General features: G+C 72.3%; 11 protein-coding genes and 1 tRNA gene. 6 read left to right on the top strand and 6 right to left on the bottom strand.

The genetic code is table 11. The features are described from left to right. Positions 1-22: 22 nt before the first annotated feature. The 5 genes from SHK17_RS07655 to SHK17_RS07635 form a co-directional block, all read right to left on the bottom strand. A complete protein-coding gene (locus SHK17_RS07655) occupies positions 23-406 on the bottom strand; it encodes a hypothetical protein (RefSeq protein ID WP_322921631.1) in 384 nt (127 codons plus the stop codon). A 111-nt stretch (positions 407-517) separates the two neighbouring features. Next, positions 518-589: transfer RNA gene (locus tag SHK17_RS07650), tRNA-Val, on the bottom strand. 178 nt (positions 590-767) lie between these two features. Next, on the bottom strand, positions 768-1253 hold the full coding sequence (locus tag SHK17_RS07645) for a peroxiredoxin (RefSeq protein ID WP_322921629.1): 486 nt from the start codon (positions 1251-1253) through the stop codon (positions 768-770). Then, a complete protein-coding gene (locus SHK17_RS07640; RefSeq protein ID WP_322921628.1) occupies positions 1250-2953 on the bottom strand; it encodes an AMP-binding protein in 1704 nt (567 codons plus the stop codon). Before SHK17_RS07640 ends, SHK17_RS07645 begins: the two co-directional genes overlap by 4 nt. After that, complete coding sequence (locus SHK17_RS07635; RefSeq protein WP_172273602.1) at positions 2950-3378, bottom strand: DUF3052 family protein; 429 nt, start codon at positions 3376-3378, stop codon at positions 2950-2952. Before SHK17_RS07635 ends, SHK17_RS07640 begins: the two co-directional genes overlap by 4 nt. Positions 3379-3560: 182 nt before the next feature. Here SHK17_RS07635 and aceE point away from each other — a divergent pair, with 182 nt between their 5' ends. Then, positions 3561-6344, top strand: coding sequence for a pyruvate dehydrogenase (acetyl-transferring), homodimeric type (gene aceE / locus SHK17_RS07630; RefSeq protein ID WP_322423880.1), 2784 nt, complete (start codon positions 3561-3563; stop codon positions 6342-6344). A gap of 36 nt (positions 6345-6380) precedes the next feature. On the opposite strand, the gene SHK17_RS07625 is transcribed toward aceE, so the two are convergent. Beyond that, complete coding sequence (locus SHK17_RS07625; RefSeq protein ID WP_322423879.1) at positions 6381-7352, bottom strand: alpha/beta fold hydrolase; 972 nt, start codon at positions 7350-7352, stop codon at positions 6381-6383. Between the two features lie 177 nt (positions 7353-7529). Here SHK17_RS07625 and SHK17_RS07620 point away from each other — a divergent pair, with 177 nt between their 5' ends. The 5 genes from SHK17_RS07620 to SHK17_RS07600 all read left to right on the top strand — a co-directional run bounded on the left by SHK17_RS07620 (position 7530) and on the right by SHK17_RS07600 (position 12660). Continuing rightward, positions 7530-8702, top strand: coding sequence for a PucR family transcriptional regulator (locus tag SHK17_RS07620; RefSeq protein ID WP_172273605.1), 1173 nt, complete (start codon positions 7530-7532; stop codon positions 8700-8702). 80 nt (positions 8703-8782) lie between these two features. Beyond that, positions 8783-9967, top strand: a complete 1185-nt coding sequence (locus SHK17_RS07615; protein WP_172273608.1) for an acyltransferase domain-containing protein — start codon at positions 8783-8785, stop codon at positions 9965-9967. Continuing rightward, on the top strand, positions 9967-10977 hold the full coding sequence (locus SHK17_RS07610; RefSeq protein WP_172273611.1) for a beta-ketoacyl-ACP synthase III: 1011 nt from the start codon (positions 9967-9969) through the stop codon (positions 10975-10977). Before SHK17_RS07615 ends, SHK17_RS07610 begins: the two co-directional genes overlap by 1 nt. A gap of 90 nt (positions 10978-11067) precedes the next feature. Then, positions 11068-11313 carry an acyl carrier protein gene (locus SHK17_RS07605; protein WP_129456799.1) on the top strand — a complete coding sequence of 82 codons (246 nt, stop codon included), beginning with the start codon at positions 11068-11070 and terminating at the stop codon, positions 11311-11313. 93 nt (positions 11314-11406) lie between these two features. After that, positions 11407-12660, top strand: coding sequence for a beta-ketoacyl-[acyl-carrier-protein] synthase family protein (locus SHK17_RS07600; protein WP_172273614.1), 1254 nt, complete (start codon positions 11407-11409; stop codon positions 12658-12660). The last annotated feature ends 5 nt before the right edge of the window (positions 12661-12665 follow it).

Raw genomic sequence — 12665 nt, 5'->3', positions numbered from 1 at the left:
TCGTCGCGTCTGGTCGGCCGCGTCAGCCGCGGGTGTCGTTGCGGCTGCGGTCGTTGGTGTTGCCGGCCGTCCTGTCCCGCGTCTTGTCGCCACCGTCGCGCGTCCAGTCGCGGGTGTTGTCGCCGCGGCTGTTGTCGCGGTCGCGGCTGACCCCGGTGACGTTGCTCGCGGTGTTGTCGTTGGTGTCGCGGCTGTTGCCGGTGCGGGTGCGGGTGTCGTCGTCACCGTCGTCGTCGTTGGTGTCGTCGTCATCGTCGTCGGCGACCAGCACGAGGGACGGCGCGTCGTCCTCGCGCTTGGCGGCCTCGTCGGCGCCGCTGGCGACGACGGGCGACGACATGCCGATCAGGCCGAACGCGGTCAGGCCGGCGACACCCAGGAGGGCGGTGGGAAGGAGCTTCCTCATCATGGTTCCTCTCGTCAGGGGCCGTGTCGGCCCGATGACGAGGACACTGCTGCGGCGGCGTGAGCCGTCCGTGAGGCGCTGATGAGAGGCCTCTCATGCACGAGGATCCGGTGCGTCGGGACGGTTTCGAACCGCCGACCGCTCGGGTGTAAACCGAGTGCTCTACCGCTGAGCTACCGACGCGCAGTGGCACACACTACGGGACCTGCCCGGGGCGCCGGGACCGGCTCTCGACCGCGGGAGAAATGAGTTGAGCCGCTGGCGTCTCGGGTCACCAGCGGCTCAACAAGAAGAAGATTACACCAGTCCGCAACAGCGTCCCGGGATTCACGGAAAAGGCCACGAAATGGCCGCGAGGTGTCTAGACCAGACCCGGACCGACGGCGGCGTGCAGCTCGCGGAGGTGCTCGTCGAGGTCGCGTCCGTCCGGGTTCGCGTTGTGCACGGCCCACCGCAGCCGGCCGTCCCGGTCCACGACGTACGACGAGCGCCGCGGGGCGCCCTTGACCGGGTCGAACACCTCGTAGGCCGAGGCCACCGCGCCGTGCGGCCAGTAGTCCGAGAGCAGCGGGAAGTTGAGTCCCTCCCCCTCGGCGAAGCTGCGCAGGGCGTAGACCGAGTCGCAGGACAGTGCCAGCACCTCGGTGTCGAAGGACAGGAACTCGTCGAGCCGGTCGCGCACGCCGGAGAGCTCGCCGGTGCACACGCCGGTGAACGCGAACGGGAAGAACATCAGCGCCACGGCCTTGCGCCCGCGGAACTCGCTGAGCCGCACGTCCTGGCCGAACTGGTCGCGCAACGTGAAGTCGGGTGCCTCGTCGCCGATGCACAGGCCCTCGCCGTTCACGCCTTCTCCTTGCCGTCCCTCGTGCCGTCCTCGGTGCCGGTCCCCGGGTCGTCCCCGGGTTGCTCGTGCGGGGGCCGGTCCGGCCGGGCGAGCTCCCGCTTGAGGACCTTGCCCGTGGCGTTGCGCGGCAGCTCGTCGAGGAACACGATCTCGCGGGGCACCTTGAACCTCGCCAGGTTGGCCCTCACGTGCTCGCGCAGCTCGTCGTCCGACACCTCGCCGGTGCGCACCACGAAGGCGCGCAAGCGCTGACCATAGTCGTCGTCCTCGACGCCCACGGCAGCGACCTCCCGCACGCGCTCGTGGGTGACCAGGCAGTCCTCGACCTCCTGCGGGAAGACGTTCTCGCCGCCGGAGACGATCATGTCGTCGTCCCGGCCCGCCACGTGCAGCCGGCCGGCGTCGTCGAACCAGCCCACGTCGCCCGACGACATCAGCCCGTCGACGACCTCCTTCGACCCGCCGTGGGTGTAGCCCTCGAAGAGCAGCGCGTTGCCGACGAAGATCCGCCCGGTCTTCCCCCGGGGCAGCTCGCGACCGGCCTCGTCGAGGATCCGCACGACCGTGCCGTGGGGCGGCCTGCCCGCCGAGGTCGGGTCGGCCCGCAGGTCCTCGGGCGTGGCGATCGAGGCGTAGGCGACCTCGGTGGAGCCGTAGATGTTGTAGAGGTTGTCACCGAAGCGGTCCATCCACGCCTCGGCGAGCGTGGCCGGCAGCGCGGAGCCCGACGACGCCACGACCCGCATGCGGGACAGGTCGATCCCGTCGAGCACCCCGGGATCGAGCGCGAGCATCCGCTGGAGCATCACCGGGATCACGACCATCGACTCGCAGCGCTCGTCCTGCGCCGTGCGCAGCGCGGTGGCGGGGTCGAACGTCCTCCGCAGCACCAGCGTCGAGCCGAGCAGCATCGCCAGCGCGAGGTGCGCGAAGCCCCAGGTGTGGAACAGCGGCGCCGCGACGTGCGTGCGCCACCCCGCCCGCAACGGCATCCGCGAGAGCAGCGAGACCGCGGCGTCGATGCCGGCCTCCTTGCGCGGCGCCCCCTTGGGCGCGCCGGTGGTGCCGGAGGTGAGGATCACGATCCGGGCGTGGCGTGCCGGCGGCTGCAGGTCGCCCTCGTCGTACGCCGACACCAGCTGCTCGAGCGTCTCGACCCCTGCCGACGGGACGCCGTCGGTCCAGGCGAGCACGCGCCGCTCGACGGAGGCCCCGACCAGCAGGTCGGTGAACTCCTCGTCGTGGACCACCATGCTCGGCGCCTCGCGGTGGAGGACGTCGACGAGCTGGGGACCGGCGAAGGAGGTGTTGAGGTAGAGGATGTCGGCGCCGAGCTTGGCCACGGCGATGGTGGCGTCGAGGAACCCGCGGTGGTTGCGGCACATCACCGCGACCGAGTCGCCCTCGCCCACGCCGCGCTCGGCCAGCGCCCTGGCCAGGGAGTTCGAGCGTCGGTGCAGCTCGCCCCAGGTCAGCTCGCCGAGCTCGTCGACGACGCCCACCTCGTGCGGGGCACGGACGGCGAGGCCCGCGAACCCGCCGGCCGGGCCGGTGCCCCACCGGAGCACCACGCGGCCGACGCCGGCGAGCGTCCGCGGGCCGTGGGCGCGGATCACGCCCGCCCTGCCGAGCACCCGGACCGTGGTGGCGGCCCCGCCCGCCCTCGTGGTGAGGGCGTGCGCGAGGCCGCGACCGGTCACGCGGGCGTCTTCGGGGCGACCAGGCGGGTCGCCTGCCAGTCCTTGCTGACCGCGGCCGTGGTCGTCTGCGACAGGCCCGCGACGGGTGCCGCCTCGGCGATGTCCGCCGGGTCGACGGTGCCGGGCCGCCCGACCTTCGGCGTCAGCAGCCAGATCGAGCCGCCGCCCACCAGGTCGGTCAGCGCGTCGACGAGGCCGTCGACCAGGTCGCCGTCGTCGTCGCGCCACCACAGCAGCACCGCGTCCACGACGTTGCCGTAGTCACCGTCGACCATGTCTGCGTCGATCCGGTCCTCGACCGCGACGCGCAGCTCGTCATCGGTGTCGTTGTCCCAGCCGAGTTCCTGGACGACCATGCCGGGCTTGAGCCCCAGCCGATCGCCCGTGCCGGTCGCCGGGGCAGAGTCGCCCACCGTCGAGCTCACGCAGTGCCTCCAATGTCCGGGTACGCCTGTGACAGGCGGGGATTGCGCATAGTCCACCCGAACACAGCAGGCGCCGCAACCCCGGCCCGTCCGTCGAGCGTGTCGGTGGGACGCGTCTCACGGCAGATGCCGCTACCCATGGGTAGATTTCGTGGCGCCGCGTCGCGTGACACGATGAGTGAGTGAGTGACGCTGACAAGTCCCGCAAGAGCCCGGCCATCGCGTCGGTGATCCACGAGGGACTCCCCACCCAGCTGCCGGACATCGACCCCGACGAGACCCAGGAGTGGCTCGCGTCCTTCGACGCGATGCTCGACGACCGGGGCCGCGACCGGGCTCGCTACGTGATGCTGCGCCTCCTCGAGCGTGCGCGCGAGAAGCAGGTCGGCGTCCCGGCCCTGCGCTCGACCGACTACATCAACACCATCCCGCCGGAGCGCGAGCCGTGGTTCCCCGGCGACGAGGACGTCGAGCGCCGCATCCGCGCCTTCATCCGCTGGAACGCCGCGGTCATGGTGTCCTCGGCCAACCGCAAGGGCCTCGAGGTCGGCGGCCACATCGCCACCTACCAGTCCTCGGCGAGCCTCTACGAGGTCGGCTTCAACCACTTCTTCCGCGGCAAGGACCACGAGGGCGGCGGCGACCAGATCTACATCCAGGGCCACGGCTCGCCGGGTGTCTACGCCCGCGCGTTCCTCGAGGGCCGCCTCAGCGAGGAGCAACTCTACCGCTTCCGCCAGGAGGTCCAGCACGGCCGCGGCGCCGGCCTGCCGTCGTACCCCCACCCGCGGCTCATGCCCGACTTCTGGGAGTTCCCGACGGTCTCGATGGGCCTGACCGCCATCAACTCGATCTACCAGGCCCGGTTCAACCGCTACCTCGACAACCGCGGCATCAAGGACACCGACCAGCAGCACGTGTGGGCCTTCATGGGTGACGGCGAGATGGCCGAGCCCGAGTCGCTCGGCGCCATCCGCGTCGCGGCCCGCGAGGAGCTCGACAACCTCACCTGGGTCATCAACTGCAACCTGCAGCAGCTCGACGGCCCGGTCACGGGCAACGGCAAGATCATCCAGGAGCTCGAGGCCAACTTCCGCGGTGCCGGCTGGAACGTCATCAAGGTCGTGTGGGGCCGCGAGTGGGACGCGCTGCTCGCCAAGGACGTCGACGGCGTCCTGGTCAACCAGATGAACACCACGCCCGACGGCGCCTTCCAGACCTACTCGACCGAGGACGGCGCCTACGTCCGCGAGCACTTCTTCGGCGGCGACCCGCGCCTGCGCAAGATGGTCGAGCACATGAGCGACACGCAGATCGAGAAGCTGCCGCGCGGTGGCCACGACTACCGCAAGGTCTACGCCGCGTTCGACGCCGCGACCAAGCACACCGGGCAGCCGACGGTGATCCTGGCGCACACCATCAAGGGCTGGACGATCGACGCCCTCGAGGGCAAGAACGCCACCCACCAGATGAAGAAGCTGACGCTCCCGGACCTCAAGAAGTTCCGCGACCGGCTCTACCTGCCGATCAGCGACCGCGACCTCGAGGAGTCCTACGAGAAGACCGGCGGCGCGCCGTTCTACCACCCGGGCGCCTCCTCGCCGGAGATCGACTACATGCTCGAGCGCCGCAGGGCACTCGGCGGCTCTATCCCCCGCCGGATCAACCGGTCCACCGCGCTCAAGCTCCCCGGCGACGAGCTCTACGCCGAGCTCAAGCAGGGCTCGGGCAAGAACAAGTTCGCCACCACCATGGCCGTGGTGCGCCTGCTCCGCGACTGGATGAAGGACCCGGAGATCGGCGAGCGCCTCGTCCCGATCGCCCCCGACGAGTACCGCACCTTCGGCATGGACTCCATGTTCCCGAGCGCCAAGGTCTACAACCCCGGCGGCCAGCAGTACGAGTCGGTCGACCGCAAGATGCTGCTCTCCTACAAGGAGTCCGCGCAGGGCCAGATGCTCCACGAGGGCATCTCCGAGGCGGGTGCCATGGCCTCGGCGACGGCGGCCGGGTCGGCCTACGCCACCCACGGCGAGCACATGATCCCGTTCTACATCTTCTACTCGATGTTCGGGTTCCAGCGCACCGGCGACTCGATCTGGGCGATGGCCGACCAGCTCGCCCGCGGCTTCCTGATCGGCGCGACGGCCGGGCGCACCACGCTGACCGGCGAGGGCCTCCAGCACGCCGACGGCCACTCGCCGCTGCTCGCGGCGACCAACCCGGCGGTCGTGCACTACGACCCCGCGTTCTCCTACGAGATCGCCCACATCATGCAGGACGGCCTCGAGCGGATGTACGGCTCGGGCGGGCCGGAGGGCCAGGGCGAGGACGTCATCTTCTACCTGACCGTCTACAACGAGCCGGTGTCGATGCCGGCCGAGCCGGCCGACGTGGACGTCGAGGGGATCCTGCGCGGCATCCACCGCGTGTCCACCGCCGACGGCGAGGGCCCGCGCGTGCAGCTGATGGCCTCCGGCGTCGGCTTCCCGTGGATCCAGGACGCGGCGCGGATGCTCGCCGAGGACTGGGGCGTCCAGTCCGACCTGTGGTCGGTGACGTCGTGGAACGAGCTGGCCCGTGACGGCGCCGCCGCCGAGGAGTGGAACCTCCTCAATCCCGGCGAGCAGCACCGCACCGCCTACGTCAGCGACAAGCTCGCCGGCGCCCGGGGTCCGGTCGTCGCCGTGTCCGACTACATGCGGGCCGTCCCGCTGCAGATCGCGCGCTGGGTCCCGGCCGACTACCGGGTCCTCGGTGCCGACGGGTTCGGCTTCGCCGACACCCGCCCGGCCGCACGTCGCTTCTTCCACATCGACGCGCCGAGCGTCGTCGTCCAGGCGCTGCAGGCGCTCGCGGACGCCGGCGAGCTGCCCGCCGAGAAGGCGGTCGAGGCAGCCCAGCGCTACCGGATCGACGACCCGACGGCGACCAAGGACATCAAGCAGGAGGGCGGCGACGCCTGACGGCGCACGCCGTCCCCGACGCCGGCCCGCCGCGGCTCACCCCGCGGCGGGCACCGGCGTCACCGGGGGCTCCCCCGCCTCGGCCTCGGCCGGGACCACGGGTGCTCCCTCCTCGAGGAGCTCGCGCCACCGCTCGCGGTCGTGCCGGCTCGGCTCGGTCGTGCGGATGAAGTCGCGCAGGATCCGCACGAACCGCTCGGGATGGTCCTTGTGCGGGAAGTGGCCGGCGTTCGGCACCACCTCGATGCGCGCCGTCGGGGCGAGCTCGCCGGCGTTCTGCGCGTGGGCGACCGGGATCACCTGGTCGTCGGCCCCCCAGATGACGCACATCGGCATCGCCTCGGTGAGGTAGGCCCGGTCGGCCATCGTGATGACCTGGCCCTTCCAGTCCACCACCGCGCGGACGACGTGCCGGATCGCCGCCCGGGTCTGGGGGTCCTTGAAGGAGTCGTAGATCGCGGCGACCTCGCCGAGGTCGCGCAGCTCGGGCACGCCGGTGCGGGAGAGCACCCGCAACGCGGTCGTGGTGACGTGGCGCAGCCCGGGCAGCGTGAGCAGGCCCATCACCTCCTGGAACCCGGGGGTGGTGACCGCGCGGATCGCCGGGGACACCTCGGGGCCGAGGCCGCCGGACGCCACCAGCACCAGCCGCTCGGTGCGCTCGGGGTACTGGTATGCGAACTGCATCGCCACTCCCCCGCCCAGGCTGTGCCCGACCACCGTCGCGGTGTCGACGCCCAGCACGGTGAGCAGGTCCCGCATCCCGTTGGCGTAGCCGCCGACGCTGTAGTCGGCGCGCGGCTTGTCCGAGCTGCCGTGGCCGAGGAGGTCGGGCGCGATCACGGTGTGCGTGCGCGACAGCTGCCCGATGACGGGGTCCCAGGTCGTGTGGTCGCAGCCGAGCCCGTGCAGCAGGAGGACGACCGGCCCCGAGCCCGCGCGGACGTACGCCCGACGGTGCCCGTGCACGGTGACGTGCTGCAGGTGCGGGGCGGCTCGACGGGGCACTCGGACTCCAACCGGTCAGGACAGGTGCCGGATTCAACCAGACGGGACGCCGTCGTACCCCGCCACCACGGTGACGATGCGCAGTCGTGACCTGCGGCGCCCGCCAGCGGCGACCGTCCCGCCCGGGGCCCCTTCGTGGGAACCCCACGAGAACCGCTGCGGCACTACAGTCGTCCCATGCCACCGTCCAGACGCCGCGCAGCCGAGGCGCTGCGCAGCTCGTCCGGGACGCTGAGCACCGCCGCGACGGGCCGGATGGCCACCGACCTGCCCTGGTTCGCCGACCTCAGCGCCGAGGACCGCTCCTGGGTCGGGCTCATCGTCCAGGCCGGCATCCGCGGCTTCGTCGACTGGTACGACCGCGAGGTCGAGGTCTCCTCCCACGACCCGCTGGACGTGGTGGTCTTCGGCGCCGCACCCCGCGAGCTGACGGGGGTGATCTCGCTGCAGCAGACGGTCGAGCTGGTGCGGCTGAGCATCCGCGTGGTCGAGACCAACATCGACGCCCTGCTCGACCCCGAGGACGTCGGCGAGGTCCACGACGCCGTGCTCCTCTACGCCCGGGAGGTGGCCTTCGCCACCGCCGCCGTCTACGCGCGGGCCGCCGAGTCCCGCGGCGCCTGGGACGCCCGCCTCGAGGCGCTGGTCGTCGACGCGGTCGTCCGGGCCGAGGCCGACGAGACGGTCCTGTCACGCGCCAGCGCGCTCGGCTGGGGCGCCCACGGCGACGTGGCCGTCGTGCTGGGCGCGGTTCCCCCGCACCGTGCCGAGCTCGACGTCTTCGAGTCCGTACGCCGCTCCGCACGCGTCGGCGACATGGACGCGCTCTGCGCCACGCAGGGCGAGCGGCTCGTGGTCGTGCTCGGCGGCGTCACCGACCCGCTCAAGGCCGCGACCCGGTTGCTCGACCACTTCGGCGACGGACCGGTGGTGGTCGGACCCGTCACCGCCGACCTCGCCCACGCCAACGCCTCGGCCCGCGCCGCGCTGTCGGCCCACCGCGCGGCCAGCGGCTGGCCGGACGCACCCCGTCCCGTGGCCAGCCGCGACCTGCTCCCCGAGCGCGCGCTCGCCGGCGACGGGCACGCCCGGCGACACCTCGTCGACGAGGTCTACCTCCCCCTCATGGCCACGCGCGGCACGCTCCTCGAGACCCTCGGCGCCTGGTTCGAGCACGGCGCCTCCATCGAGGGGACGGCCCGTGCGCTCTTCGTGCACCCCAACACCGTGCGCTACCGGCTGCGCCAGGTCTCGGAGCTCACCGGGTGGTCGCCGACCCGTCCCCGGGAGGCCTTCGCCCTCCAGCTCGCGCTCATCCTCGGCCGCCAGTCCGGCCGCACCGAGTTGTAGGAAACCTCCAACGATCCCCGGGTGAGTTTCGTCGGCGTCGGACCCGCGAGCGGAGCCGCGCACCCGGCAGAGTGGACCCCGTGCTCGTCATCGTCGCCCCCGGCCAGGGGGCCCAGACCCCCGGCTTCCTCACGCCCTGGCTCGAGGACCCCGTCTTCGCCGCGCGGTTCGACTGGCTGGCCACCGTCGCCGACATCGACCTCGCCCACTACGGCACGAAGGCCGACGCCGAGACCATCCGCGACACCAAGATCGCCCAGCCGCTGCTGGTCGCGACCGGACTCATCGCGGCCCTCGACCTGTTCCCGCACCCCGCCGACGCTTTCGCCCGCATCGGCGCGGTCGCCGGCCACAGCGTCGGTGAGCTCAGCGCGGCCGCGGGCGCCCGGGTGATCACCGCCGAGCAGGCGATGGTCCTCGTCCGCGAGCGCGGCAACGCGATGGCCGACGCCGCCGCCACCACGGCCACCGGCATGACGGCCGTCCTCGGCGGTGACCGCGAGGAGGTGCTCGCGGCGATCGAGCGCCACGGCCTGACCCCCGCCAACGACAACGGCCCCGGCCAGGTCGTCGCCGCGGGCACCATGGAGCAGCTCGCAGCGTTCGCCGAGGACCCGCCGGCCAAGGCCCGCCTGATGCCGCTGAGCGTCGCAGGCGCCTTCCACACCACCCACATGGCGCCTGCTGTCGACCGGCTCGCCTCGCTCGCGCGCTCGGTCTCCACCCACGACCCGCGCACGCCGGTGATCTCCAACCGCGACGGCCAGATCGTCCACGACGGGCGCGACGTGCTGCGTCGGATGGTCGGTCAGATCGCCAGTCCGGTCCGCTGGGACCTGTGCCTGGAGACGATGACCGACCTCGGCGTCACCGGCGTCCTCGAGATGCCGCCCGCCGGCACGCTGACCGGCATCGCCAAGCGCGCGCTCAAGGGCGTCGAGACGTTCGCCCTCAAGACGCCCGACCAGCTCGACGCCGCCCGCGACTTCTGCGACAAGCACGGGGAGGCCTCGATGATCGAGACCACGCCGACCTGGCGCATGGTGGTCTCGCCCGCCAAGGGCACCTTCCACCTCTCCTCCGAGGCCGTCGAGCGCGACGTGCTCGCCCCCGGTGCGTCGATCGGCGCGGTCGCCAGCCTCCGCGACCGCACCGAGATCACGGCGCCCCACGGCGGCTCCGTCGTCGAGTGGCTCGTCGAGGACGGCGACCTGGTCTCCCCCGGGCAGCCGCTGCTGCGGCTCCACCCCGAGGCGACCCTCTGATGGCGGCGCTCACCGACAGGACCGGAGCCCCCCACGCCCGCATCATGGGCGTGGGTGCCTACCGACCCGTCCGGGTCGTCCCCAACTCCGACGTCGTCGACGCGATCGACTCCAGCGACGAGTGGATCCAGCAGCGCTCCGGCATCAGGACGCGCCGCTGGGCCGGTCCCGACGAGTCGGTGCAGATGATGTCCGTCGAGGCCTCGCGCATCGCCCTCGAGCGGGCCGGTCTCGACGCCGGCCAGATCGACTGCGTGGTCGTCGCGACGGTCAGCCACCTGCTCCAGACCCCGGCCGTCGCCACGGCGATCGCCCACGAGCTCGGCACCGACGCCGCCGCCTTCGACATCTCCGCCGCCTGCTCCGGGTTCTGCCACGGGATCGCCCTCGCCTCGGACCTCGTCCGCGCCGGCAGCTCCCGCTACGTCCTGGTCGTCGGTGTCGAGCGCCTGACCGACATCCTCGACCTCACGGACCGCGGCACCGCCTTCATCTTCGCCGACGGCGCCGGCGCGGCCGTCGTGGGTCCCAGCGAGACGCCCGGCATCGGCCCGGTCGTGTGGGGCTCCGACGGCGAGCAGTTCGACCTCATCCGGCAGCGCGAGGACTGGCGCGACGTCGTCGGCACCCCCGAGGTCCCCGGCAGTGGCGTGATGCCGCACCTCACCATGCAGGGCAACCCGGTCTTCCGCTGGGCGTCGTTCGCGATGGCCAAGATCGGCCAGCAGGCGCTGGACGCGGCCGGCGTGAGCCTCGACGACCTCGACGTCTTCGTGCCCCACCAGGCCAACATGCGCATCATCGACGCGATGGCCCGCTCGATGAAGCTGCCCGGCACCGTCCGGATCGCCCGCGACGTCGCCGAGCAGGGCAACACCTCCGCCGCGTCGGTCCCACTCGCCCTCGACCGGATGATGGAGGAGGGCGAGGCCAGGCCGGGCGACACCGCGCTCCTCATCGCCTTCGGCGCCGGCCTGTCCTACGCCGCCCAGGTCGTCACCGTCCCCTGACCAGTCCCGCGGTCCCCCGGACCACCCTCGAGACCGCCCCGCAAGCCCCTGATCCGTCCGAAGAACCACCCCAAGAAGAAAGGGAGGCCCATGGCCACCACCGAAGAAATCCGCGCCGACCTCGCTGACATCGTCAACGAGGTGGCCGGCGTCGACGCCGACGACGTCCAGCTGGACAAGTCCTTCGTGGACGACCTCGACGTCGACTCGCTCTCCATGGTCGAGGTCGTCGTGGCCGCCGAGGAGAAGTTCGGCGTGACCATCCCGGACGACGAGGTCAAGAACCTCAAGACCGTGGGTGACGCCGTCGCCTACATCGAGCGCGCCCAGGGCTGACGCCCTCCGGCCACGTCGCGGGTGGCCGGGCGAGCAGCCCGGCCCCCGCGACCACGGAAACCCTCACCCCCGCACGGAACGGAACCTCATCTGATGCCCTCGACCCGCGTAGTCGTCACCGGCCTCGGCGCCACCTCCCCCGTCGGTGGAGACGTCGCCTCCACGTGGCAGGCGATGCTCGCCGGCACGTCCGGCGTCCGGTACCTCGACGACGAGTGGGTCGACCAGCTGCCGGTCAAGATCGGCGGCCGCGTCGCCGTCGAGCCGTCCGAGGTGCTCGACCGCGTCAAGGCCCGCCGGCTCGACCGGTCGAGCCAGTTCGCGATGGTCGCTGCCGAGCAGGCCTGGGCCGATGCCGGGCTCGAGGGCTCCGGCCTCGACCCCGAGCGCCTCGCTGTCGCCGTCGCCTCCGGGATCGGCGGCGTCACGACGCTGCTGGCCAACTACGACGCGCTGCTCGAGAAGGGCGCGCGCCGCGTCTCGCCGCTCGCCGTGCCGATGCTGATGCCCAACGCCCCGGCCGCCAACGTGAGCCTCAAGTACGGCGCGCGCGCTGCCGTCCACGCACCCACGTCGGCCTGCGCGTCCGGCAACGAGGCCATCGCGATGGCCCTCGACCTGATCCGCCTCGGCCGTGCCGACGTCGTGCTCGCCGGCGGCACCGAGGCCGCGATGCACCCGCTGCCCATGGCGGCGTTCGCCAACATGATGGCCCTGTCCAAGACCGCCAGCGGCGACGACGGGCGCGACCCGTCGTCCGTCTCCCGTCCCTGGGACTCCGCCCGCGACGGCTTCGTGCTCGGTGAGGGCGGCGCCCTGCTCGTCCTCGAGTCCGAGGAGCACGCCCGCGCCCGCGGCGCCACGATCTATGCCGAGGTGCGCGGCGCCGGCATCAGCAACGACGCGCACGACATCGCGCAGCCCGACCCCGAGGGCCGCGGCGGCACCCGCGCCATCCAGATGGCGCTGCGCGAGGGCGACGTCGACCCCGCCACCGTGGTCCACGTCAACGCCCACGCCACCTCCACACCCAAGGGCGACATCGCGGAGGGCCTCATGCTGCACGCCGTCCTCGGCGAGCACGTCGACCGCTGCGTCGTGACCAGCACCAAGTCGATGACCGGCCACCTCCTCGGTGGCGCCGGCGCGCTCGAGGCCGTCGCGACCGTGATGGCCCTGCGCGACCGGGTCAGCCCCCCGACGATCAACCTCGACGACAAGGACCCCGAGGTCCACCTCGACATCCCGACGTCGCGGCGCGACCTGCCCGACGGGGACATCGTGGCCCTCAACAACTCCTTCGGCTTCGGCGGCGCCAACGTCGCCGTGGCCTTCGGGAGCATCTGAACCGT

Origin of the sequence: Nocardioides renjunii (assembly GCF_034661175.1) — a bacterium.
Lineage (GTDB): Bacteria > Actinomycetota > Actinomycetes > Propionibacteriales > Nocardioidaceae > Nocardioides > Nocardioides renjunii.
This window is presented reverse-complemented; position numbering and strand designations above follow the sequence as displayed.

Excerpts from the sequence above, each read along its gene's own strand:
- SHK17_RS07655 (WP_322921631.1), bottom strand. The coding sequence starts at position 406 with ATGAGGAAGCTCCTTCCCACCGCCCTCCTGGGTGTCGCCGGCCTGACC.
- SHK17_RS07620 (WP_172273605.1), top strand. The coding sequence starts at position 7,530 with ATGCCACCGTCCAGACGCCGCGCAGCCGAGGCGCTGCGCAGCTCGTCC.
- SHK17_RS07610 (WP_172273611.1), top strand. The coding sequence starts at position 9,967 with ATGGCGGCGCTCACCGACAGGACCGGAGCCCCCCACGCCCGCATCATG.
- SHK17_RS07605 (WP_129456799.1), top strand. The coding sequence starts at position 11,068 with ATGGCCACCACCGAAGAAATCCGCGCCGACCTCGCTGACATCGTCAAC.
- SHK17_RS07600 (WP_172273614.1), top strand. The coding sequence starts at position 11,407 with ATGCCCTCGACCCGCGTAGTCGTCACCGGCCTCGGCGCCACCTCCCCC.